This is a genomic window from Sphingomonas sp. GW821-FHT10F09 (assembly GCF_058809195.1).
On the sequence record NZ_JBXASI010000004.1, the window covers coordinates 105993 to 129937 of the forward strand.

At 68.2% G+C, this 23945-nt stretch carries 19 protein-coding genes; 6 read left to right on the forward strand and 13 right to left on the reverse strand.

Going from position 1 to position 23945, the window contains the following annotated elements; genetic code table 11:
- The first annotated feature begins 55 nt into the window (after positions 1 to 55).
- On the forward strand, positions 56 to 2635 hold the full coding sequence (gene clpB / locus AC1RTO_RS13315) for an ATP-dependent chaperone ClpB (protein WP_493161309.1): 2580 nt from the start codon (positions 56 to 58) through the stop codon (positions 2633 to 2635).
- Positions 2636 to 2721: 86 nt separating this feature from the next.
- On the opposite strand, the gene AC1RTO_RS13320 is transcribed toward clpB, so the two are convergent.
- From AC1RTO_RS13320 to xseA, 4 genes are all read right to left on the reverse strand, one after another.
- Positions 2722 to 5961 carry a TonB-dependent receptor gene (locus tag AC1RTO_RS13320; RefSeq protein WP_493161310.1) on the reverse strand — a complete coding sequence of 1080 codons (3240 nt, stop codon included), beginning with the start codon at positions 5959 to 5961 and terminating at the stop codon, positions 2722 to 2724.
- 255 nt (positions 5962 to 6216) lie between these two features.
- Positions 6217 to 7086 (reverse strand): M23 family metallopeptidase, encoded by an 870-nt coding sequence (locus tag AC1RTO_RS13325; protein ID WP_493161311.1) that lies wholly within the window; start codon positions 7084 to 7086, stop codon positions 6217 to 6219.
- Positions 7083 to 7283 carry a DUF2093 domain-containing protein gene (locus tag AC1RTO_RS13330; protein WP_493161312.1) on the reverse strand — a complete coding sequence of 67 codons (201 nt, stop codon included), beginning with the start codon at positions 7281 to 7283 and terminating at the stop codon, positions 7083 to 7085. Before AC1RTO_RS13330 ends, AC1RTO_RS13325 begins: the two co-directional genes overlap by 4 nt.
- Before the next feature lie 15 nt (positions 7284 to 7298).
- Positions 7299 to 8696, reverse strand: coding sequence for an exodeoxyribonuclease VII large subunit (xseA, locus tag AC1RTO_RS13335; protein ID WP_493161313.1), 1398 nt, complete (start codon positions 8694 to 8696; stop codon positions 7299 to 7301).
- Here xseA and purD point away from each other — a divergent pair.
- On the forward strand, positions 8695 to 9954 hold the full coding sequence (gene purD / locus AC1RTO_RS13340; protein WP_493161314.1) for a phosphoribosylamine--glycine ligase: 1260 nt from the start codon (positions 8695 to 8697) through the stop codon (positions 9952 to 9954). The two genes, xseA and purD, sit on opposite strands and share 2 nt — an antisense overlap.
- Positions 9955 to 10099: 145 nt before the next feature.
- On the opposite strand, the gene AC1RTO_RS13345 is transcribed toward purD, so the two are convergent.
- The 3 genes from AC1RTO_RS13345 to tsaD all read right to left on the reverse strand — a co-directional run bounded on the left by AC1RTO_RS13345 (position 10100) and on the right by tsaD (position 15644).
- Entirely contained in the window at positions 10100 to 13186 is a 3087-nt protein-coding gene (locus AC1RTO_RS13345; RefSeq protein ID WP_493161315.1) for a TonB-dependent receptor domain-containing protein, read from the reverse strand.
- A gap of 426 nt (positions 13187 to 13612) precedes the next feature.
- Entirely contained in the window at positions 13613 to 14590 is a 978-nt protein-coding gene (locus tag AC1RTO_RS13350; protein ID WP_493161316.1) for an NAD(P)H-dependent glycerol-3-phosphate dehydrogenase, read from the reverse strand.
- Between the two features lie 25 nt (positions 14591 to 14615).
- On the reverse strand, positions 14616 to 15644 hold the full coding sequence (gene tsaD / locus AC1RTO_RS13355) for a tRNA (adenosine(37)-N6)-threonylcarbamoyltransferase complex transferase subunit TsaD (protein WP_493161317.1): 1029 nt from the start codon (positions 15642 to 15644) through the stop codon (positions 14616 to 14618).
- An 82-nt stretch (positions 15645 to 15726) separates the two neighbouring features.
- Here tsaD and hemC point away from each other — a divergent pair, with 82 nt between their 5' ends.
- From hemC to AC1RTO_RS13370, 3 genes are read left to right on the forward strand one after another with little or no spacing between them, the layout of a single operon-like run.
- Positions 15727 to 16641 carry a hydroxymethylbilane synthase gene (gene hemC, locus AC1RTO_RS13360; protein WP_493161318.1) on the forward strand — a complete coding sequence of 305 codons (915 nt, stop codon included), beginning with the start codon at positions 15727 to 15729 and terminating at the stop codon, positions 16639 to 16641.
- A complete protein-coding gene (locus tag AC1RTO_RS13365) occupies positions 16638 to 17327 on the forward strand; it encodes a uroporphyrinogen-III synthase (protein ID WP_493161319.1) in 690 nt (229 codons plus the stop codon). The genes hemC and AC1RTO_RS13365 overlap by 4 nt, the downstream gene beginning before the upstream one ends.
- Complete coding sequence (locus tag AC1RTO_RS13370) at positions 17324 to 18283, forward strand: hypothetical protein (protein WP_493161320.1); 960 nt, start codon at positions 17324 to 17326, stop codon at positions 18281 to 18283. The genes AC1RTO_RS13365 and AC1RTO_RS13370 overlap by 4 nt, the downstream gene beginning before the upstream one ends.
- A 237-nt stretch (positions 18284 to 18520) precedes the next feature.
- Here AC1RTO_RS13370 and AC1RTO_RS13375 read toward each other — a convergent pair whose 3' ends face one another.
- The 6 genes from AC1RTO_RS13375 to AC1RTO_RS13400 form a co-directional block, all read right to left on the reverse strand.
- The gene (locus AC1RTO_RS13375; RefSeq protein WP_493161321.1) at positions 18521 to 19141 is read right to left on the reverse strand and encodes a MarC family protein; all 621 of its coding nucleotides are present in this window, start codon (positions 19139 to 19141) and stop codon (positions 18521 to 18523) included.
- On the reverse strand, positions 19138 to 20004 hold the full coding sequence (gene folD / locus AC1RTO_RS13380; RefSeq protein ID WP_493161322.1) for a bifunctional methylenetetrahydrofolate dehydrogenase/methenyltetrahydrofolate cyclohydrolase FolD: 867 nt from the start codon (positions 20002 to 20004) through the stop codon (positions 19138 to 19140). The genes AC1RTO_RS13375 and folD overlap by 4 nt, the downstream gene beginning before the upstream one ends.
- Positions 20001 to 20303 carry a DUF167 family protein gene (locus AC1RTO_RS13385; protein WP_493161323.1) on the reverse strand — a complete coding sequence of 101 codons (303 nt, stop codon included), beginning with the start codon at positions 20301 to 20303 and terminating at the stop codon, positions 20001 to 20003. The genes folD and AC1RTO_RS13385 overlap by 4 nt, the downstream gene beginning before the upstream one ends.
- Positions 20304 to 20307: 4 nt before the next feature.
- On the reverse strand, positions 20308 to 20619 hold the full coding sequence (locus AC1RTO_RS13390) for a YggT family protein (RefSeq protein ID WP_293874993.1): 312 nt from the start codon (positions 20617 to 20619) through the stop codon (positions 20308 to 20310).
- A gap of 69 nt (positions 20620 to 20688) precedes the next feature.
- A complete protein-coding gene (gene argB / locus AC1RTO_RS13395; RefSeq protein ID WP_493161324.1) occupies positions 20689 to 21588 on the reverse strand; it encodes an acetylglutamate kinase in 900 nt (299 codons plus the stop codon).
- A 69-nt stretch (positions 21589 to 21657) separates the two neighbouring features.
- Positions 21658 to 22338: a queuosine precursor transporter gene (locus AC1RTO_RS13400; RefSeq protein WP_493161325.1), complete on the reverse strand. Its 681-nt coding sequence runs from the start codon at positions 22336 to 22338 to the stop codon at positions 21658 to 21660.
- 270 nt (positions 22339 to 22608) lie between these two features.
- On the opposite strand from AC1RTO_RS13400, the gene AC1RTO_RS13405 reads away from it, so the two are divergent.
- Positions 22609 to 23943, forward strand: a complete 1335-nt coding sequence (locus AC1RTO_RS13405) for a NupC/NupG family nucleoside CNT transporter (RefSeq protein WP_493161326.1) — start codon at positions 22609 to 22611, stop codon at positions 23941 to 23943.
- Positions 23944 to 23945 lie beyond the last annotated feature (2 nt).

Genomic DNA, 23945 nt, shown 5'->3' on the forward strand with positions numbered 1-23945 from the left:
TCTTGTGTTGCACAATGGCAACACTACATTCGACGCAATTGGAACAGGGGCTGACATGAACCTCGAGAAATTCACCGACCGCGCCAAGGGCTTCCTGCAATCGGCGCAGACCGTCGCGATCCGCATGAACCATCAGCGGATCGCGCCGGAGCATATCCTCAAGGCGCTGCTGGAAGACGATCAGGGCATGGCCGCGGGGTTGATCCAGGCGGCAGGCGGCGACGCCAAACGCGCCGTCGCCGACACCGATGCGGCGCTCGCCAAAATTCCGGCCGTGTCGGGATCGGGCGCGCAGCAGACGCCCGGCCTCGACAACGACACCGTCCGCCTGCTCGACCAGGCCGAGCAGATCGCGACCAAGGCGGGCGACAGCTTCGTCACCGTCGAACGGCTGCTGCTGGCGCTCGCGCTTTCGTCGACCACCGCCGCGGGGCGGGCGCTGCAGAGCGCGCACGTCACCGCAGAGGGGCTGAACGCCGCGATCAACGACCTGCGTGGCGGGCGCTCCGCCGACACCGCATCGGCGGAGGACCGCTACGATGCGCTCAGGAAGTTCGCGCGCGACCTGACCCAGGCGGCGCGCGACGGCAAGCTCGACCCGGTCATCGGGCGCGACGAGGAGATTCGCCGCACGATCCAGATCCTTGCCCGCCGCACCAAGAACAACCCCGCGCTGATCGGCGAGCCCGGCGTCGGCAAGACCGCGATCGCCGAGGGGCTGGCGCTACGCATCGCCAATGGCGACGTGCCGGACACGCTGAAGGGCCGCACGCTGATGTCGCTCGACATGGGCGCGCTGATCGCGGGCGCGAAATACCGCGGCGAGTTCGAGGAACGGCTGAAGGGCGTGCTCGACGAGGTGAAGGCCGCCGAGGGCGATATCGTCCTGTTCATCGACGAGATGCACCAACTGATCGGCGCCGGCAAATCCGAAGGCGCGATGGACGCCGGCAATCTGCTCAAGCCCGCGCTGGCACGGGGCGAACTGCATTGCGTCGGCGCGACCACGCTCGACGAATATCGCAAATATGTCGAGAAGGACCCGGCGTTGCAGCGGCGCTTCCAGCCGGTGTTCGTCGGCGAGCCGACCGTCGAGGACACGATCAGCATCCTGCGCGGGCTGAAGGAGAAATACGAGCTGCACCACGGCGTGCGGATCACCGACGGCGCCTTGGTGTCGGCGGCGACGCTGTCCAACCGCTACATCACCGACCGCTTCCTGCCCGACAAGGCGATCGACCTGATGGACGAGGCCGCCAGCCGCATCCGCATGGAGGTGGAGAGCAAGCCCGAGGAGATCGAGACGCTCGACCGCCGCATCCTGCGCCTGAAGATCGAGCGCGAGGGGCTGCGCCGCGAAACCGACGAGGCATCGCGCGACCGGTTCGCGACGCTGGAGGGGGAGCTCGCCAATCTCGAACAGCAATCGGCGGAACTGACCCAGCGCTGGCAGGCGGAGAAGGACAAGATCGCGGGCGAGGCGAAGCTGAAGGAACAGCTCGACGGCGCCCGGCTCGAGCTGGAGCAGGCGCAGCGCGCGGGCGACCTCGCCAAGGCGGGTGAGCTCTCCTACGGCCGTATCCCCGCGCTCGAAAAGCAGCTCGCCGAGGCGCAGAGCGTCACCAAGGGCGCGATGCTGCGCGAAGAGGTGACCGCCGACGACATCGCCGGCGTGGTCAGCCGCTGGACCGGCATTCCGGTCGAGCGGATGCTCGCCGGCGAGCGCGACAAGCTGCTGCGGATGGAAGAGGCGATCGGCAAGCGCGTCATCGGCCAGGCCGATGCGGTGCGCGCCGTCTCCACCGCGGTGCGGCGTGCCCGCGCCGGGCTACAGGACCCGAACCGGCCGCTCGGCAGCTTCCTGTTCCTCGGGCCCACCGGCGTCGGCAAGACCGAACTGACCAAGGCGCTCGCCGAATTCCTGTTCGACGATCCCGCCGCGATGGTCCGCATCGACATGAGCGAATTCATGGAGAAGCATGCGGTGTCGCGGCTGATCGGCGCCCCTCCCGGCTATGTCGGGTACGAGGAGGGCGGCGTGCTGACCGAAGCCGTGCGGCGGCGCCCCTATCAGGTGGTGCTGTTCGACGAGGTCGAGAAGGCGCATGGCGACGTGTTCAACGTGCTGTTGCAGGTGCTCGACGACGGTCGCCTGACCGATGGTCAGGGTCGCACGGTCGACTTCAGCAACACGCTCATCATCCTCACCTCGAACCTCGGCTCGCAATATCTCGCCAACCTGGAGGAAGGGCAGGACGTCGAGGCGGTCGAGCCGCAGGTGATGGAGATCGTCCGCGCGCATTTCCGCCCCGAATTCCTCAACCGGCTCGACGAGGTGATCCTTTTTCACAGGCTGGGCCAGGGACATATGGCACCCATCGTCAACATCCAGGTCGCCCGCGTCAACACGCTGCTAAGCGATCGCAAGGTGACGCTGGACCTCACCGAGGCGGCGCGGGCGTGGCTCGGCCGGGTTGGCTATGACCCGGTCTATGGCGCACGGCCGCTCAAGCGCGCGGTGCAGCGCTATCTGCAGGACCCGCTGGCAGACCTGATCCTGCGCGGCGATGTGAAGGACGGCGCGACGGTGCGGGTGGATGAGGGGGATGGAAGGCTGGCGTTGGCGGTGGAGTGAGTGTCGTCGCGTTCGATCTTCAGCGCGCAACAGAAAAGGAGCGACCTCGCGGCCGCTCCTTTCTTTTGTTCGAAGCATAATGACGTTTAGAAATTCACACCGAACTGGACACGGACGAAACGCGGCGTCTGATAGGTAAGCGGTAGTCGATAGTTCGGCGACGGCGCGCCAGCACCGGTCGTTCCAACTTCCTGACGGTCGAACACGGCCTTGTCGTTCAGCAGATTAAAGATCGACAGGCGGAGCTGAGCGTCAAACGCATCGGTCGGGATCTTGAGAGCCACGTCGAGGTTCACAGTCGTCTGCCAATCGTTTTCGAACACGCTGCCACGCGGAGTCAAACGACCCGTGATACCTCCGGTGTTGGTGTTCACGTTGTACGGGCCCTGCGTCAGGATATTACCGGCGGTGTCGGTGACGCAATAGAAACCCGCTGCGCCGTACGCTCCCGCGCTACCACCATCAACACTGTTCGGTACGCGGCCAATACATCCGTACTTACGTGGCGACGTCGCCTGCACATTCAAGCCAAGGTTGACCAGATCATTGATCTGGTAGCTACCGTACAACTTGATGTTATGGGCATTGTGCGTTGGCAGGTAGCCGTAGGCACCGTTCACCAGCGCCGGATAATCGAAATTGGTGGTCAGACCAGAGTCGGTCTGCCCGTTGTCCGAACGGACACCGCCCTCGATGTTACCAACATTCTTTGAGAATGTGTAGTTCGCGGAAAGGCTCCACACACCGTCGAACTCACGATCGAACGTGAAGGTCATCGCCTTGTAGCTGCGCTTCGCCTTCGGCAGGCCAAGATCGGCGGCCGTCAGCGTCACTTCCTGCCCGTCAAGTGCGCTGCCATCAAGTACAACAGTTACGTCGTTGCCCGGGTTAAGTAGCGCATACTGATGGGCGCCGCTGAACGTAGCGAGACACGATGCAAGTACCGCCCCCGCCTGCGTACGACGGCAATAGCCCTGCACGCCTGCGTCGATGTACGCGTCTTCCAGCGACACACCAAGGTCACGCTGCGTATAGAAGGCGCTGAACCTCATCCGAGCACCAACCCGTTGCTCGAAACCGATCTGATATTCGTCGGTCGACTGCGCCTTAAGATTGGAGCTAACCAGCGAGTTGAACGGCGGCGAGGTGCCGTCGCTATTGATCGTGCAATTCCGTACGTTGCCCGGGGTCGGCTCGATCGCGGCAGCTGGACACGCGGTCGCCGCACCACCGCTGATCGCAATCGGCGCGCCGTAGATCGGCGTATTGTCCGAATTTAGTCCCGACAAGACGTAATATTGCGTGTAATCGAGTTCCGGGCCGGCAAGGCGAACGTTAGTGTTCGTCGCCACGGGTAGGAAGTAACGATTAAAAGAGCCAAAGACCTTAGTGCGACCATCGCCGACCGGATCAAAGCTGGCGCTCAAACGCGGCGCCCAATTGCTACCTGACTTGAAGAACGTCTCGCCGTCTGCATTTTTATTAGTAAAGCGATCGTTGCGCACACCTGCTGTGATATTCAGGCGATTGCTAAACAGGATCCAGTTATCCTGAAGGTAGAAGGCTTCGCCCTTGGTGGTGAATAGACCACCATTACGGAAAAAACGACGCGTAACATACTGGGTGTTCGGCGCGGTGACGACGCCATCGCCTGCCGCCCCCGAATTAAAGTAGGTCAGCTGGTAGTTACCATTGGCTTGGGTCGTCGACTGATCACGCAAATTTTCCCGATCGTAACCGCCACGAATATGGTGGCTGCCGAGAATGTTGAAGTACAGATCGCCGTCGAAGCGATAGAACTCACGACGCGCTTCCTCGAACGTCGAGTTGGCCGTGGGATTGCCGATCGTCACGGCACCACCGCTCCGCTGATCCGAGATCGACGAGAAGTTCGGCGTCGAGGAGGTCGAATCGCCGCGCTGGTAAGAACGACCGTATGCGCCCGACAAGGTCAGCCAGTCGGTGAAAGTGCCGGTGTAACGAGCGACATAATTTTCGCCGCCAATACGCGAAATGGCCGAAGAAGCGTATCGACCTGGCTGATTGGTATTGGGGTTATAGCGCCCACCGCTCGCAAGCGAATAGGTCGCGTTGCCGTACGTGTCGTTGCGCGTGGTACTTTCCGTGTTGAAATACGTGAATTCGAGGCGCTGACCATCGACGATAACCGCATCGACCTTACCGCCGTAAAACGGGCTATTGGTCGTCGAACGGGTGAAGCCCGTACCAACCAGCGCCAATCCGGCTGTTGCAGGGCCAGGGTAAGCGGCGCAAAGCGTCGGGTTCGTCGCACAGCCGTTAACGCCGGTGGTCGCGGCCGTGACGGTGCCAGTCGAGCCAACGCCGGAAACGATGTTGCGGCTATTGTAGATGCCGTAAAAGAACAGATGGTCCTTGATGATCGGACCGGACAGCTGCGCAATGAATTCCTTGCGCTCGTTATAGCGCGAGTCATTGTCGGTCAGGTAGGTGTTCGGCGACTTGGCGCGCAGATCATCCGGCTCCCAGTTGAACGTCACACCACCGTGAAATTCGTTCGTGCCCGACTTAGTCGTCGCATTAATAAAACCTCCGGTGAACCGACCGAATTCGGCCGGAATGCCGCCCGTTTTGACTTCGACCGACTGATAGAAGTCAAACGGCACGGTGTTCGCACCGATGCCTGTAGTGAAGTTCGTGATATTTAGGCCGTTGATGTAGAAAGTATTCTCTGACACCGACGAACCGGCGATCGACGGCACGTTGCCGAAAGCCGGATCACCCGTCTGCGTACCGGGAGCGAGCAGGATAACCGAGGTGATGTCGCGAGCCACGGGAACGCGCGTTGCCAGCTCGCCCAGATTGATGACGGCGCCCGTGGTGTTACGGTTAAAGTCAACGACCTGAACACGACCTGCGGTCACGACGATGTCGCCACCATCGGCGCCGGTACCGGCCGAGCCGCTGGGAGCCAGCGTAAACTGGTTCGCCGCACCCGACTGGTTCAAGGCGACGTTATTGTCGGTGAAGGTGTCGAAGCCCGATGCCTCAATCGTAAAGGTATAGCTGCCCTGCGGCAAGGCGGGTACGCGGAACGTGCCATCGTTTCCCGTCGTGACGGTGCGGGTAAAGCCCTGATCGTTAGACGTGACCGTTACGGTCGCGCCGGCGATCGGCTGCCCGCCGGTGCTCTGAATTCGACCAGTTGCATTGACCTGACTATAATCCTGGGCCGCAGCCGGGGTTGCCAAGGCCACGGCTCCGACCCCGGCACCGCACAATGCCAGTGCCCGAAGCGCCGTGTTATTGCGCAGCGACTTGCGCGCAAAAGTGAGTGTCTTGAACATGCGTTTCCCTCGCTTGCCCCGGTCCGGCCCGTTGTGACGGTGTCGGCCCGGGTATTGCCAAGCCCCCCTTAAGCCGCGAACGGCCCCCAAGAGACGATGGTGCGAAATTACGGCAGGGCCCGTGACTGTAAACCCGCCATTCAGACTGGCCATCGCTTTGTACGCCAGTGTCGCTCAAATGACACATAACGCGCGGATGGCCGGGCGGGACAGGCGGGAAATTGCCCGATCATGCGGCAGCGCAGCATGAAATGCTCAATCTTGGGGCAGTCGCTCCATCGCCCCCGCCACCAGCATCGGGTCCAACCGGGCGTCGCGCCAGCGCAGGCTCCAGTGGAGGTGGGGCCCGGTGGCGCGGCCGGTGGCGCCGATGGCGCCGAGGATCTGTCCCTGACGGACGTGGTCGCCGACCTTCACGTCGATGCGCGAGAGATGGAGGAAGGCGCTGTTCAGGCCGATGCCGTGGTCGATCATGAGGAGGTTGCCCTCCAGCGTGAACGGCGTGTCGGCAGCGAGGATGACGACGCCGTCGGCGGGGGCGGCGACCGGGGTGCCGGTCGGTCGGGCGATGTCGGTGCCGGAATGATAGGCCCCGGGTTCGCCGCGATAGATGCGTTGCGCGCCGAACAGACCGGATATGCGGCCGGTGGCGGGCCAGCGGAAGGGCTGGCGCCACCCCTGCGCATCGGTGACCTGCGCGCGCGCCGCGGCAATCTGCGCCAGCTCGGCGGGGCGGCGCTCGGCCATCACCGGATCAGGCGCGGGGAAGCGCGGCAGCGTGTCGAGCCGCTCGATCCGCCAGGCGCGGGGGGCGATCGCCAGCGGCTGGACGATACGGCGGCCATCGGCAAGGGTCGCCGCCAGCGTCGCCTGCGGCCCGGCGTCGCGGTCGAAGCCGACGAGGACGCGGCCGTCCGGCGCGAGCGGCAGCGGCGTCCCGTCGAGCGTGACCGTCATGCTGCCGCGCGGTGCGCTCGCGACGATCAGGCCGCCCTGGATGGTCTGGCCGGTCCAGCGAAAGGTCGCTGCCGTATCGCCGGCCGGCGGAACCGCGGTCGCGACCTGCGATGCGCTGCCCGGCGTCGCGACGGCGAGGAGGGTCGCGAGCGCGGCCTGCAGCCTCATCGCGGCGCGAGCGCCTCGCTGGCAAGTTCGGCGGTGGCGAACGCCTGTTGCTGCGCGACGCTCCAATAGCGCAGCAGGTCGAGCGGGATGCGTACGCCGCTGGCGCCGCAGACGACATGATCGCCGGGCGTCAGCACGCGGAAGCCGTTGGCCATATAGTGCAGCCGGGCGGCGCGATCGGAGTTGGAAACGAGCATGAGGCGTGATCCGTATCAGAGCAGGGTGGGTTGGTGGGGGGCGGGGGACCGTGCGGCTTTGCGCTCGACCCTGGGCGCCGGCGCGAGGGCGCCGGTATCGACGACCGCGTCGACGCTGCCGTCGCGGAAGCGCAACGTCACCGCGCCCGCATCGCGCACCGCGGCGGCCGAGGACAGGGTCTCGCCGCCGCGTGCGGTGACGCGGGCATAGCCGCGGTCGAGGACCGCATCGGGATTGAGCGACTGGACCAGCCGCCACGTCGCCGCCAGCCGGTCGCGGTTGCGGGTCACCTGGCTCTGCAGCACGGCGGGGCGGAGCGCGCCGCTCGACCGGTCGAGCTGGCCGCGCGCGAGCGTCACGCGCCGCTCCAGTCCGCGGTCGAGCCGCTGCCCGGCATCGTCGGCGCGCTGGCGCTGCGGCCCGAGCAGGGCATCGCGCTTCGGCAGCAGGCGGGCGAGGCCGGTCAGCTGCTCGCGGCCCCGTTCGAGATAGCGATTGGCGCAGCGTTGCGTACGCAGGCCGTGGCTCTGGATGGTGTGGCGCAGGTCGGCGAGCACCGGCACCGCCAGTTCCGCCGCGGCGGTGGGGGTGGGCGCGCGCAAGTCGGCGGCGAAATCGCACAAGGTGGTGTCGGTTTCGTGGCCGACGGCGGAGATGATCGGGATCGAGCAGCCGGCGACGGCGCGGACGACCGCTTCCTCGTTGAACGCCCACAGATCCTCGATCGAGCCGCCGCCGCGCGCGACGATGACGAGGTCGGGTCGTGGCGTCGCGCCGTCGGCGGGCATCGCGTCGAAGCCGCGGATCGCGGCGGCGATCTCGTCGGCCGCGCCCTGCCCCTGGACCTTGACCGGCCAGACGAGGACATGGCTCGGGCAGCGATCCTCCAGCCGGTGGAGGATGTCGCGGATCACCGCACCGGTCGGCGAGGTGACGACGCCGATCGTCTGCGGCAGATACGGCAGGCGCTGCTTGCGCGATGCGTCGAACAGCCCCTCGCCCGCCAGCTTCGCCTTGAGCTTCTCGAACAGCGCCATCAGCGCGCCGGCGCCGGCCAGCTCCATGCGCTCGATCACGATCTGGTATTTCGAGCGGCCGGGATAGGTGGTGAGCTTGCCGGTCGCGATCACCTCGATCCCGTCCTGCGGCGCGAAGGCGAGCGCGTTGACCTGCCCCTTCCACATCACGCCGTCGATCACCGCGCTGTCGTCCTTCAACGCCAGATAGACGTGGCCGGAGGTGGCGCGCTTGTAGCCGGAGATCTCGCCGCGCAGGCGGACGTGGCCGAATTCGCCCTCCACCATCCGCTTCAGCCTGAAGCTGAGCTCGCCGACCGAGAGCGCGAGTGCGTTGTCGCCGGGGCGCTCGTCGGCTAGCAGCCGGCTTTCGGTATCGGATAGGGAATCTGGCATGAACGTCCTGCTGCTGGGCTCAGGCGGCCGCGAGCACGCACTCGCGTGGAAACTGGCACAATCGGCCCTCCTCGATACGCTCTACGCCGCGCCTGGCAACCCCGGCATCGCCGCGCATGCGACGTGCGTCGCGCTGGACGCGACGGATCATGCCGCGGTGGTCGCGTTCGTCGCCGGCCATGACATCGGGCTGGTCGTGATCGGACCGGAGGCGCCGCTGGTCGACGGCCTCGGCGATACGCTGCGCGCCGCCGGCGTGCCGGTGTTCGGGCCGGATCGCGCCGCCGCGCAGCTGGAGGGATCGAAGGGCTTCACCAAGGACCTGTGCCGCGGCGCCGACATTCCGACCGCGGGCTATGTGCGCGTCAACAGCCGCAGCGAGGCGGAGGCGGCGCTGGCCAGCACGTTCAGCTACCCGGTCGTCATCAAGGCGGACGGGCTGGCCGCGGGCAAGGGCGTGGTGATCGCGACCAGCGAGGCCGAATCCGCCGCGGCGTTCGACGCGATGTTCGATGCGGGCGATGCGCCGGTGGTGCTGGAGGAATTCCTCGACGGCGAGGAAGCGAGCCTGTTCGTGCTGACCGACGGCGTCGCGCTGATGCCGTTCGGCAGCGCGCAGGACCACAAGCGCGTCGGCGAAGGCGACACCGGGCCGAACACCGGCGGCATGGGCGCCTACAGCCCCGCCCCGGTGCTGACCCCCGCGCTGGAGCGGCAGGCGATCGAGCGGATCGTCGCGCCGACCGTCAAGGCGATGGCGGACGAGGGCATGCCGTTCAGCGGCGTGCTCTATGCGGGGCTGATGCTGACCTCGGCCGGGCCGAAGCTGATCGAATATAATGCGCGGTTCGGCGACCCGGAATGCCAGGTGCTGATGCTGCGCTATCAGGGCGACCTGGTCGAGACGCTGCTCGCGGTGGCGCAGGGGCGGCTCGGCGACCTTCCGCCGGCGAGGTTCGCGGACGCGGTGGCGATGACGGTGGTGCTGGCGGCGGCGGGTTATCCCGGCACGCCGCGCGCGGGCGGCGCGATCCGCGGCATCGATGCGGCCGAAGCCGGTGGCGCGGTCGTGTTCCAGGCGGGGACGCGGCGGGACGGCGACACGCTGGTCGCGGCGGGCGGGCGCGTGCTGGCGGTGACCGCGGTCGGACCCGACATCCGCGGCGCCCGCGATGCGGCCTATCGCGCCGTCGATGCCGTGGATTTCGCGGACGGATTCTGCCGGCGCGACATCGGCTGGCGCGAACTGACGCGATAAGGCGCTGCGGGGAGACGCGACCGGCGCTTCCCGCCGCCGTCCGTTCGTCGACGCCACGAAAAAGGCCGCATCTCCCGAGGGAGATGCGGCAGGATGGACGCCATGCGGGGAAGGTCACGACGCCCGGTAAGGCGATCCCGGGACCCTAGAAGCCGACGCCCAGCGAGATCGCGATGTTGCGACCGAACGGGTCGTAGCGCGCCGGGATCGAGTTCGACCGCGACAGCGCGACGTCATACGAGCTCGGGATGACCGGCGGGCTGCGGTCGAAGATGTTGTTGACCGACACGCGCCAGGTGAAATCCTTGGTCACGTTGAAGCCCATCGCGAGGTCGAAGAAGCTCCACGGCGCCAGGCGGTTGAACGTCGTGCGGCGATCGTCCGCACCATAGCCGATACCCGGCTCGGTCGAATTGTAGGTGATGGTCGTCGGACCGGTGTAGCGCCAGTTGAACGACGCGTTGAAGACGCCGTCGCTGGTCGTGTAGGTCGCGCGCATGTTGTGACCCCATTTGGGGATCGGCGCGCCGCCACACCGCGGCCCGTAGTAACCGGCGCAATTCTTCGCCAGCACCGTCACCGAATCCTGTCCGCCCGAATAGGTGGTCAGCGATCCGTTGAAGTCGATATCGAGACGACCGGTCTTCCCGCCGAGGTTCAGGCCATATTGCGCCTGAAAGTCCCAGCCGCTCGCCTCCAGCTTGTACTGGTTGGTCGTGCCAGCCTGGACGAAACCGGTCTTGGTCCCGGTCGCCACCGATCCGAACAGGGTTCCGTCGGCGTTGCGGACGATCCGGTCGCAATAATAGGCATTGCCCGTCGCCAGACAGCCGTCGATCGCGAAATCGCCAAAGTTGAAGCCGATCTGGTTGTCGATCTTGATCTGGTAACGATCGGCCGAGATCGTCAGCCCGCGCAGGAAGGTGGGCTGCAGGACGAGGCCATAGGTCAGCGTCTTGGCGTTTTCCGGATCCAGCACGAACCCGCCGAAGCGGCTGACGCATTGGCCGTCCGGGCAGTTGAGGGTCGGACTGCCGTACAATGCGGCGGCAAGGCCGGTGTTGACGCACTGCTGCAGCGAGGCGCGCGGACCGCGGTTGTTCGCCACATCGGTCGCGCAGGGATCGTTGCCCACACCCGAACGATCGAAGCTGATCGTCTGGTTGTTCTCATAGATCGTCGGCGCGCGTTGCGCCTTGTTGCGGCTGATGCGGAAGGTGATGTCCGGGACCGGGGCGAACAGGCCCTCGACCTTCCACGTGTCGAACGTGTTCGGGTTGGTGCTGTACTTCGACAGGCGATAGCCGCCGTTCACCTGCACGAGGTGGACGAAGCGGTCCTCGACCAGCGGCACCTGCAGTTCGGCGTTCACTTCCCGCACGCTCTGCCGGCCGGTGAAGTCCTCGCCGCCATTCTGGGTGCGGAATTCCGGATTGGCGGAATTGCCCTGCCGGTCCTCGCGATATTCGATGCCCGCGGCGAAGGCGACGCCCTCCTTCGCGAACGGCGACTTCAGGCCCATCTTGCCGAGATCGCCGGTGATGTTCGCGGTGAAGTCGATCAACTTGCTGACGTTGAGGCTGGTGCCGGTGTTGCCGTCGTACAGATAGGACATGACTGCAGGATCGGCCGAATAGGCGCGGAACACGTCCAGTGGCGCGCATTTCGGGTCCTGACCGTTGACCTTGGCCACGCAGGTCGGGACGCCGTTGACGTTGACGACGTTCAACGCGCGGTTGATCTTGTCGAAATCGGCGATCTGGACCGGACCGGTGTATTTGTTGCCGCTCCACGTATAGACGCCGCCCGCGTCGTAGCGCCATCCTTCCGCGATCTCGCCGCGGATGCCGCCGGTGACGCGCGAGGCGAGGTTGGTCAGCTTGACGCGCTGCCCGCCGGCGCCTTCGAACCGGTAGCGGATGTCCAGCGGCACGCGCGTGTCGGTGCCGGCCGCCGCGCCGCACAGCGTCTGCCGCTGGCCGGCGGACAGCAGCGGGTTGTCGCAGTTCACCAGGAAGGGATCGCTGCCGTAGACGCTGAACGGGAAGATGCGCGGCGGGCTGTACTGGTTGTACGACTGGCTGCGCATCCAGATATAGTTGGCATAGATCTCGGCCGCGTCGTCGAGCTTCAGGTTCACGAAGCCGCCACCGTTCAACCGGTCGTATTTGCGTCCGTAAAAGAAGTCCTTGAACGCATTATAGGCATAACTGGCGTTGTAGGGCGTGAAGGTGCGCGTGCCGTCGCGCGCATTGACCAGCGCGCGCCCTGCGTTCGCCCCGCTGCGCGGCGTGATGTAGCCGAACTGCGAATAGGTCGAGACGGAGCAGCCGGGCGCGCCGTCGCGCGTCGCCTGGGTCAGCTCGCAGGCCGAATAGTCGATCGCGCCATACGGGATCGGCGTGCCGGCGCGATAGGTGACGAAGCCCATCAGCGACAGCTTGTCGTCGAAATACCGGTCGCCGAACGTCGCGCTGAGGTTCGCCCGGCCGCCGAACGTGCGGTTGCCGCCTGGAACGCCGAAGCCCTGGTTCCTCGCCGCCGCCGAGGTCAGCTGCTCGCGGTTCTGGTGGTTGTAGAAGCCGTAATTGCCGTCGATGCGGACGCCCTTGTAGTTCCGCTTGAGGATGAAGTTAATGACGCCGGCGACGGCATCGGAGCCGTAGACCGACGAGGCGCCGCCGGAGAGGACGTCGACGCGATCGACCAGCGATCCGGGGATGATGTTCAGGTCGACCGCTTCGCTGCTGGCGAGGCGCTGGCCGTCTACCAGCGTCAGCGTCCGGTTGAAATCAAGGCGGCGCAGCTTGACCTTCTGCGTTCCGACGCCGTCATTGTAGGTCGACTGCAGGTCTGGCGTCACCTGGGGAAGCCGGTTGAGGACCTCCTCGATATTCACCGTCCCCTGTTGCTCGATCTCCTGCGAGGTGACCGTCGTCACCGGACTCGACGCCTGCGCGTTCGGCCGGACGATGCGCGACCCGGTGACGATGATCTCCTTGTCGTCGCTCTGGCTCGCCACCGGACGGCCGGCGATCGTGCTGCTCCGCTTTTCGGCGGCGCGCTCCTGCGCGTTCACCTCGCCGTCCTCGTCCGTAATCTCGGTCGTCGCATCCGCCGTCGTCCGGGCCTGACCGGCCACGGGAGGCTGGACCTGCGCCGCCACCGGCGACACCGTGCCCGCCAGCATCGCGAGAAACGACGTCGTGTAGGCTAACTCCCTGGTTTTCATTAAATTTCCCCCGAACTTGGTCCCATCCAAGCAACAACATGGTCACTTATTGGTCATACCGGTGTCAAGATCCAAAGTTCCGGGAAGTTCTGAACAGATAGTGTTCGGTGTTGTTCTTGTGGCGCCTTGTTGAAAAGCAATGACTTACAGCGAATGTGCCGGCACTCTGCTTTAGCGAACGTGTTTTTGCAGCGTTTGTTTACGACTGCCATGCTGTCGTATTTGCAGGACGAAGCCACCCGGCACGCCATGATGCGATCGTAGCCCGCCGTGGCCCATCGCAGACCGATCGCCGCGATCGGTCCTCGCCAATGCTTACCGAAATAGAACCTCTCGCGCGGCCCGGGCGCTCATCCCGCAGTGCCTAGGGAGCGCGCGGCATCGCATGCGTCGACTGCGCGACGATTCCGAGAATCGCCCCGCCCGTCAGTGCGCCTCGTTACGCAGGGGGCGTGCCAGCAGCGCGCCGATCACGTCGGTGACGGGTGCGCCCTCGAGCAGGCGGCAGACGGCGGCGGTGACGGGCATGTCGACCTGCGCCTCGGCGGCGGCCTCGCGCAGGACGGGGGCGGTGAAGGCGCCCTCCGCGACGGTGCGGCGGTCGGCGAGCAGGTCCGCGGCCGCCCTGCCCTGCCCCAGCCCGAGGCCGAGCGAGAAGTTGCGGCTGCTGGTCGAGCTGCACGTCAGCACGAGGTCGCCGAGGCCCGACAGGCCGGCGAGCGTCTCGGCGCGCGCACCCCGGGCGAGGCCGAAGCGCGTCATCTCGGCGAAGCCGCGCGCGATCAGCGCGGCGCGGGCGTTCTGCCCCAGACCGGCACCGTCGACGACGCCGCAGGCGATTGCGAGGACGTTCTTGACCGCGCCGCCGATCTCCGCACCGACGACGTCGCTGCTGGCATAGGGCCGGAAATGCGGCGCGGCGAGGCGTTCGGCCAGGGCGCGGCCGAGCGCCGCGTCCGCCGCCGCCAGCGTCACCGCGGTCGGCAGGCCCGCCGCCACCTCATGCGCGAAGGTCGGGCCGGACAGGACGGCGACAGGGGCCTGCGGGTGCACGTCATGCGCGACCTCGCCGACAAGGCGGCGGGTGCCGGCCTCGATCCCCTTGGCGCAGAGCACCAGCGGCCGGGTGCCGACATCGATCTGCGCCAGCACCGCGCCGACGTGCTGCGCGGGCGTGACGACGAGCAGGGCGTCGCTGTCGGCGAGGTCGGCATGGTCGCCGGTCGCGCGGATCGAGCGCGACAACGGCACGCCGGCGAGGAACAGGCGATTTTCGTGCGCGGTGTTGACGCTGTCGACCACCTCGGCCTCGCGCGCCCACAGGGTGACGGGATCGCCGCGATGCGCGGCGACCTGTGCCAGCGCCGTGCCCCAGGCCCCGCCGCCGATGACGCCGATCTTCATGCCCCGATACTCCACTGGATCGCGCTCATGCCTTGACCCCGGCGCCGCGGACGGCCTCCGCATCCGGATCGAGCGGCCAGCGCGCGCGCGCCGGCGTGTCGAGCGGATCGGTCAGGCCGGCGGCGAAGCGCTCGGCGCCCGCCCATGCGATCATCGCGGCATTGTCGGTGCACAGCCACAAAGGCGGCGCGACGAAGCGCAGCTGGTGTTCGGTCGCGAGCTGCTGGAGCGCCGTGCGGACCGCGGTGTTGGCGGCGACGCCGCCCGCCACGACCAGCGCGGTCGCCGGAATGCCGGCGATGCCGCGCCGCGTCCGGTCGATCAGGCAATCGACCACTGCGGCCTGGAACGAGGCGGCGATATCCTCGGGCGCGTGATGGCCGACGGCGCGGGCGACGGCGCTTTTCAGCCCGGCGAAGGAGAAATGCGGTTCCGCCGAACCCTTGAGCGGGCGCGGCAGCGGCACGATCGCGCGGCCGAGCGCAGCGGCCTTCTCGACATTGGGACCGCCGGGAAAGCCGAGGCCGAGCAGCTTGGCGGTCTTGTCGAACGCCTCGCCGGCGGCATCGTCGATCGTCGTGGCGAGGCGGCGATAGCGCGCGACCCCCTCGACCAGCAGCAGCTGGCAATGACCGCCGGACACGAGCAGCAGCAGATAGGGGAAGGCGAGATCGGGATCGGACAGGCGCGGGCTGAGCGCATGCCCCTCCAGATGGTTGACCGCGATCAGCGGCTTGCCGACCGCATGCGCCAGCGCCTTGCCGGTGACGAGGCCGACCATGACGCCGCCGATCAGGCCGGGGCCCGCGGTGGCGGCGATCGCGTCGACCGCGTCGAGACCCAGCCCGGCATCGGCGAGCGCGCCGCGGATCAGCGGTTCGAGCGCCTCGACATGCGCGCGCGCGGCGATTTCGGGGACGACGCCGCCGAACGGCGCATGCGCCGCCTCCTGCCCGGCGAGGCGGTGGCTGAGCACGCGCCGGTCGCTGGTCACGAGCGCGGCGGCGGTCTCGTCGCAGGAGGATTCGAGGCCGAGGATGATCCGGGGAGCCATGCCCGCTTCCCTAGCGGTACGCGGAGAGGTTGTCGAAGGGGGCAGGTTTCGTCATGAGCGGCGTTCGAAAAGGAGCGATGGTTTGGCGATCAGGTTCAGGCTCGGCACGCGGGGATCGCCGCTGGCGCTGACGCAGGCGGGGATGGTGCGCGATGCGCTGTGCGCCGCGCACGGCTGGCGTGCCGAGGAGGTGGCGCTGGTCGTCATTCGCACCACCGGCGACCGGGTGCAGGACCGCCCGCTCGCCGAGATCGGCGGCAAAGCCCTGTGGACCAAGGAGCTGGACCGCGCGCTGCTCGACCGCGAGATCGACGCCGCGGTGCATTCGATGAAGGATGTCGAGACGATCCGCCCGGCGGCGATCCGCATCGCCGCGATGCTGCCGCGCGCCGACGTGCGCGACCGGCTGATCGGCGCGGAGAGCGTCGCCGACATCGTCCAGGGCGGCACGGTCGGCACCAGCTCGCCGCGGCGGCGGGCGCAGGTGCTGCGGCTGCGCCCCGACCTCAACGTCGTGATGTTCCGCGGCAATGTCGATACCCGGCTCGCCAAGCTCGCCGCGGGCGAGGCGGATGCGACGCTGCTGGCGGCGGCGGGGCTCGACCGGCTCGGCCGCGACGGTATCGGCCGCGCGATCCCGACCGACGTGATGCTGCCCGCGCCGGCACAGGGCGCGGTCGGCATCGAGGTGCGCAGCGAGGACGAGGGCGCCGCGATGGTCGTCGCCGCGATCGACGACCGCGCGACCAGCCTGTGCGTGCTGGCGGAGCGTGCGTTTCTCGCGGCGCTCGGCGCGGACTGCCACTCGCCGGTGGCGGCGCTCGCCGGCCTGTCGGGGGAGATGCTGAGCCTGCGTGCCGAGCTGATCGCGGAGGACGGCAGCGCCGGCGTCGACGGCGCGGGCGAAGGCACCGACGGCGCGATCGTCGCGGCGGAGCTGGCGGCGGACCTGCTGGCGCGGGCGCCCGAGGTGGTGCGCCGCCTGTTCCAGCCGTGACCGCGAGGCTGATCGTGGTGCGGCCCGAACCCGGCAATGCGCGCACCGTCGCGCGGTTGCGGGCGGGCGGCGGCGACGTGCTGGCCTGGCCGCTGTTCGCCGCGCAGCCGGTGGCGTGGGACGTTCCCGATCCGGCCGGTCATGACGCGCTGCTGGTGACCAGCGCCAATGCGGTGCGGCTGGCGGGCGCGGGCCTCGCGCGGCTGGCGGCGCTGCCGGTGATCGCGGTCGGCGCGGAAACGGCGGCGGTGGCGACGGCGGCGGGCCTGCGCGTCGCCGCGGTCGGCGCGGGCGGCGTCGTCGAAGCGCTGGCGGCGGGGCACGCGGCGGGGCTGGCGCGACCGCTCCACCTCGCCGGTCGCGAGCATGTCGACAGCGGCCATCCGACGGCGATCGTCTATGCCAGCGCCGATGTGACGACCGACGGGGCGGCGTTCGCCGCAGCGGCGCGCGGACGGATCGTGCTGCTCCATTCGGTGCGGGCGGCGATGCGGGTCGCGGCCTTGCTGCCCGAGGTCCGTCGGGACACCGGGATCGCGGCGCTGAGCGACACGGTGCGGGCGGCGGCGGGCAGCGGCTGGGGCCGGACACTGGTCGCCGCGGTGCCGACCGATGCCGCGCTCTGCGCGCGCGCGCTCGAACGGGCGATTGACCGGGCCGCGGGGGCCGGGGATAAGAGGCCATGACCGATTATGTGCCGATCGACCGGGAGCGTGGGGCGACGCGCACGCGCGGACCGCGAACCGGCGTGTTCCTGGCGATCATCGCGCTGGCCTTCGTCGCCGGAGCGGTGCTGACCGGCTATCTGATGAAACGGGTGACGTGGCTGGGCGGCACCTCCGCCGCGCAGGAGGCGGCGACGCGCCCGGTGCGTTCCGAACCGACGGGTTTCAATCCGGCGCAACCGCTCAACGCCAGCGGCGAGGCGGTGAATGCCGCGCTCGATCCAGCCGCGCTCGCCTCGCGCGAGGCGACCCTCGCCGGACAGCTGACCGCGCTCGAGGCCCGGACCGCGGCGGTGACCAGCGATGCCGCCGCGGCGGCGACGCAGGCGGGGCGCGCGGAGGGGATGCTGATCGCCTTCGCCGCGCGGCGCGCGCTCGATCGCGGCATGGGCCTCGGCTATCTCGAGGAGCAGTTGCGCAACCGCTTCGGCCGGGTGCAGCCGCGCGCGGTCACCTATGTGACCGATGCGGCGCGGCAGCCGGTGACGCTGGAGGATCTGCGCCAGGGGCTGGACGCGATCGCCCCCGGCCTGTCAACCGCGAGCGGCGACGGCTGGCTGACCAGCCTGCGCCGCGAGTTCGCCGGGCTGGTGGTGCTGCGCGAGGCGGGCACCCCCTCGCCCCGCCCGGTCGACCGGCTGGCGCGCGCGCGCCGCCTGCTCGACAGCGGCCAGGTCGAGGCGGCCCGGGCGGAGGTCGCACGGCTGCCCGGTGCGGGCGACGCGGGCAACTGGATGCAGGCGGCCGAACGCTACGTCCTGTCGCGCCGCGCGCTCGACGTGATCGAGAATGCCGCGATCATGGGACAGGCGAGCAAGCCGATGGTCACCGCCAACGCCCCCGCCCCGGCGGCCGAGCTGCCGGCGATGCCGGATACGGTATCGAACGCGGAAGAGACGACCTCCGTCGGGATGTAGCGCGCGCGGGTCGTCCGCGGTCGGGCCGAGCCCCTGCTTCCCCAGACGGGACGCTTGCGGATACGACCCGGGGCAAATGAAAAGGCGCGCGCCCTAGGGCCGATCGCCATTCAGATGATGACGTGTCGAAAACCGTGGTTTCGCGTGACCCGAAGCGCAGCGTAGTAACGGTACGTGAGCACCGGAAGCACGCGGAACCGCCGTTTGCAGGCCGTCAGGGCTGAATGGCGATCGGTCCTAGCGCAGGCTGACCTGCAACCCGTCCATCACGAACTGCACCGCCAGCGCTGCGAGCAGCACGCCGAGCAGGCGGGTGATGACCGCCTCGATCCGGGTGCCGAGCAGGCGCATCAGCGGCCCGGCGGCGAGCAGGGCGGCGAGCGTCAGCAGCAGGATCGTCGCCATCGCCGCGAGCACGACGAGCGTCGCCTCGACCCCGGTGGTGCGCGCCATCAGCAGCATGACGGTGGCGATCGAACCGGGGCCGGCGATCATCGGCATCGCCATCGGGAAGATCGACACGTCCTCGACCTCGGGATCGGCGGCGACCTCGGCAGCGCGGTCCTCGCGGCGCTGGGTGCGCTTCTCGAACACCATTTCGAGCGCGATCAGGAACAGCATGATGCCGCCGGCGATGCGGAAGCTTGCCAGGCTGATGCCGAGCCCGCGCAGCAGGTCCTCGCCGACCAGCGCGAACACCAGCAGGATCGCGGTGGCGACGCCGACCGCGCGGATCGCCATCGCCCGCCGCTGCGCCGTCGACGCGCCGGCCGACAGGCCGGCATAGATGGGCGCGCAGCCGGGCGGGTCGATCACCACGAAGAAGGTGATGAGCGACGAGACGAAAAGTTCGATCACAGTCCCGCCTCGACCCGCTCGCGGCGGCAGGCGGAGACATAGGTGTTGCGGATCAGGCAGGCGATGGTCATCGGCCCGACGCCGCCCGGCACCGGCGTGATCGCGCCCGCGACCTCGCTCGCCGGGGCGAAGTCGACGTCGCCGACCAGCCCCGCGTCGGTGCGGTTGATCCCGACGTCGATCACGGTCGCGCCCGGCTTGATCCAGTCGCCACGGATGAACTGCGGGATGCCGACCGCGGCGACGAGGATATCGGCGGCGCGGGTATGCGCGGCGACGTCGCGGGTGCGGCTGTGCACGATGGTAACGGTGCAGCTCTGCTGGAGCAGCAATTGTGCCATCGGCTTGCCGACGATGTTGGAGCGGCCGACCACCACCGCCTCCAGCCCGGCCAGCCGCGGATGCACGTCCTGAAGCAGCATCAGGCAGCCCAGCGGCGTGCACGGCACGAAGCCCTCGGCGCCGATCGCCAGCCGGCCGGCGTTGACCGGGTGGAAGCCGTCGACGTCCTTGTCGGGATCGATGCCGAGCAGCACCGCCTGCGTGTCGATATGCGCGGGCAACGGCAGCTGGACGAGGATGCCGTCGACCGTCGGATCGGCGTTCAGCCGCGCGACCAGCGCGAGCAGCGTGGCGGAATCGGTGTCCGCGGGCAGGCGATGCTCGAAGCTCTCCATGCCGGCGTCGCGCGTCGCCTTGCCCTTGTTGCGGACATAGACCGCGGAGGCGGGGTCCTCGCCGACCAGCACGACGGCGAGGCCGGGGGCGCGGCCGGCCGCCGCGCGAAAGGTGGCGACATGGGTGGCGATGCGGGTGCGCAGGGCGAGGGCATGCGCCTTGCCGTCGATGATCGTGGCGGTCATGCCGCGGCCTCATAGCGACCGGCCGCGATCTTCGCCAGCATGTGCGGGTCGCCGGCGATATGCAGTCGCTTCAGCCGCGCGGTATCCCCGCCGATCAGCGTCACGGCGCGCTTCGGCACGGCGAATGCGGCGGCGACGAGCGCGACCAGCGCGGCATTGGCCTTGCCGTCGACCGGCGCCGCCGCGAGCCGGGCGACGACATGCGTGTCGGTTCCGGCCGCCAGCAGGTCGCGGCCGGCGCGCGGCGTCACCCGGACGGCGAGGACGATGCCGTCGTCCCGCTCCGTCCAGGCCGGCACCGGATCAGATCGCGCCGTTCGCCATCAGGCTGACGGCGATGTTGGGCAGGATGATGCTGTCGAGGATGCGGATGGTGACGAGCACGACCAGCGGCGCGAGATCGATGCCGCTGATGTTGGGCAGCACCCGGCGCAGCGGCCGGTAGAGCGGCTCGGTCAGCCGGTCGAGGCCATAGTGCAGCGAACTGACGAAATTGTTCGACGTGTTGATGACGTTGAACACGATCAGCAGCGACAGCACGAACTGGACCATGATGATCCACCAGACCACGTTCAGCAGCACCTGGATGATCTGGATGAGGGTAAGCGCGATCACGCGGCAAGCTCCGGGGTTCAGGGTTCGGATCGGACGTAGCGGTTCTGCACGCCCGGGAACAGGGGCCGCTTACGCGTGGACCAATGTCCCCGCGCCGGCCGAGGTGAAGATCTCCAGCAGCATCGCATGCGGCACGCGCCCGTCGAGGATGACCGCGGCGTCGACGCCGGATTCGACCGCGGCGACGCAAGTGTCGACCTTGGGGATCATCCCGCCGGAGATCGTGCCGTCCGCCTTCAATGCGGCGATGCGCGCCGGATCGAGATCGGTCAGCAGTTCCTTATCCTTGTCGAGCACCCCGGCGACGTCGGTGAGCAGGAAGAAGCGCGAGGCCCCGAGCGCGGCGGCGATGGCGCCCGCCATCGTGTCGGCGTTGATATTGTAGGTGTGGCCGTCCGCCCCGGAGGCGATCGGCGCGACCACCGGGATGATGCCGCTGCCCGACAGCGTGTCGAGGATCGTCCGGTCGACCGCGACGGGCTCGCCGACGAAGCCCAGGTCGACGTGCCGCTCGATGCCCTGCAGCGTGTCGGGCGTGTCGCGGCCGACCTTCACCGCGGTGACGAGATTGGCGTCCTTGCCCGAGATGCCGACCGCGCGGCCACCGGCCTGGCCGATCCAGGCGACGATTTCCTTGTTGATCGATCCGGCGAGCACCATTTCCGCGATCCGCGCGGTTTCGGCGTCGGTGACGCGCAGGCCGTCGACGAAGCGCGATTCGACGCCCAGCCGCTTGAGCATCGCGCCGATCTGCGGCCCGCCGCCATGGACGACGACCGGATTGATCCCGACCGCCTTCAGCAACACCACGTCCTCGGCGAAATCGCGCGCCAGTTCGGGATCGCCCATCGCATGGCCGCCGTATTTCACGACGAAGGTCTGGCCGGCATAGCGTTGCAGATAGGGCAACGCCTCGGTCAGCGTTTCGGCCTTGGCGAGCAGCGCGGCGGTGGCGGTGGAGTCGGTCATGGCCTGCGCCTTTAACCGCGGATCACCCGGCTTCAAAGCCCGGCGTCAAAGCCCCGTGTCGCCCGGGGATCAGAGCGGCGCGCGATCCAGCCGCCGCCCCAGCGCGACGAACAGGTAGATCAGCGGCGGCACCAGCAGCGCCGACAGCGTCACCTTGGCGATCATCTGCCCGATCAGCAGTTCGCCGATCGGAAACACGCCGTAAAAGGCGATGGTCGCGAACAGGAAGGTGTCGACGATCTGGCTGAGCATGCTGGCGATGCCGGCGCGCAGCCACAACAGGCTCGCCCCCTCGCGCCCCTTCAGCCACGAGAAGATCGTGACGTTGAGCGTCTGCGAGATGCCATAGGCGACGATGCCGCCGAACCAGATCCGCCACGTCGCGCCGAGGATCAGCTGGATCGCGTCGCGGTTGGCGGGCTGCATGTCGGGCGAGGCGGGCAGCAGATGGACGATCCACGACAGCAGGATCGACACGATCAGCGGCACGAACCCGAACAGCACCAGCTTGTTGGCGGTCGCGCCGCCGTGCAACTCGGCGACCGCGCTCGACACGACGACGAGCAGCAGGAAGGCGAAGATCCCCGCCTCCACCGCGAGCGGGCCGACGCCGAACACCGGCCCCAGCGCGGAGAGCGGCCCCAGCGCGACCTGCTTGTTGCCGAGCACGCCCGCGATGCAGACCATGCCGCCGTAGAAGATCGAAAACGCGAAGAGCGAGCGCGGAACGGCGCGGGCGGGGGTATCCATCAGGGGCACGCTAGCGCGTTTCCGCGGTCGGGCAAACACTTCTGCGGCCGTGGCCGGCGCGGACGGGAGCGGGCGGAATGCCCGGCAAGCCCCTCTCCGCCCCTCCCGACGGAGGCCGGGGACGGCGACCATGCGTGCATTCGCCAGAGGAGCCGACCGGCCCGCACGGATCCGATGCCGGCCAATCCCCTCTGGCCTCACGGAAAAGCGCGTGTATGCTGGTCCGTCGCTGCCGGGGGGCCGCGGCGGTTCACTCCCGCGGGTTGATTGATGCATCGTATCCTGATCGGCGTTGCCGGTATCCTCGTCATTCTCGGCATCGCCTTCGCGCTGTCCACCGATCGCCGCGCGATCCGGCTGCGCGTCGTCGGCGCCGCCTTCGCATTGCAGGCGGTGATCGCGACGATCGTGCTCTACTGGGGTCCGGGCCGGCAGGCGCTGGCCGGCGCCTCGGCGGGTGTGTCCGCGCTGCTCGGCTATTCGCAGAAGGGGACCGAATTCCTGTTCGGCAAGCTCGCCACGCCCGAGATCGGCGGCCAGAGCTTCGCGATCGCGGCGCTGCCGGTCATCATCTTCTTCGCCAGCCTCGTGTCCATCCTCTATTATCTCGGCGTGATGCAGCTGGTGGTGCGCTGGGTCGGCGGCGCAATCGAGAAGGTGGTCGGCACCTCCAAGGTCGAATCGCTGTGCGCGGCCGCGAATATCTTCGTCGGCCAGTCGGAATCGCCGCTGGTCATCCGCCCCTATCTCGCCGGCCTGACGCCGCCGCAGCTGTTCACGGTGATGACCAGCGGCATGGCGGGCGTCGCCGGCACGATCCTGGCGGCCTATGCGTCGATGGGCATCCGCATCGAATATCTGCTCGCCGCCAGCTTCATGGCCGCGCCGGGCGGCATCCTGATGGCCAAGATCATCATGCCCGACCGCAGCGTCGCGCCCGAGGGCGAATTGCCGCTCGGCGACCTGCCCGACGAGAACCGCCAGATCCACCTCGCCGAAACCCGGATCAGCGGCGCCGGCCCCGCCGCGCTGCTGCCGGAAGGCGGCACCCCGGGCGAGCCACTGCCCGATGCGACGCATGACGAGGAAAAGCCCGCCAACCTCATCATGGCCGCCGCGCAGGGTGCGCAGACCGGCGTCCGCCTCGCGGTCGCGGTCGGCGCGATGGTGCTGGCGTTCGTCGCTCTGGTCGCGCTCGCCAACGGCCTGCTCGGCGGCCTCGGCAATATGGTCGGCCTGCCCGGACTGAGTTTCCAGGCGTTGCTCGGCTATGTCTTCCAGCCGGTGATGTTCCTGCTCAACGTGCCGTGGAACGAGGCGGCTATCGCCGGCGGGCTGTTCGGCGAGAAGATCGTGCTCAACGAATTCGTCGCCTATATCGACCTCGGCCAGCAGACGACGCTGTCGCCGCGGACGGTCGCCGTGGTGACGTTCGCGCTCTGCGGCTTCGCCAATTTCTCCTCGATCGCGATCCAGATGGCGGTGACCGGCAGCCTCGCGCCCAACCAGCGGCCGATGATCGCCAGGCTCGGCCTGCGCGCACTCGCGGCGGGCAGCCTCGCCAATCTGATGTCGGCGGCGCTCGCCGGGTTGCTGATCGGCTGATC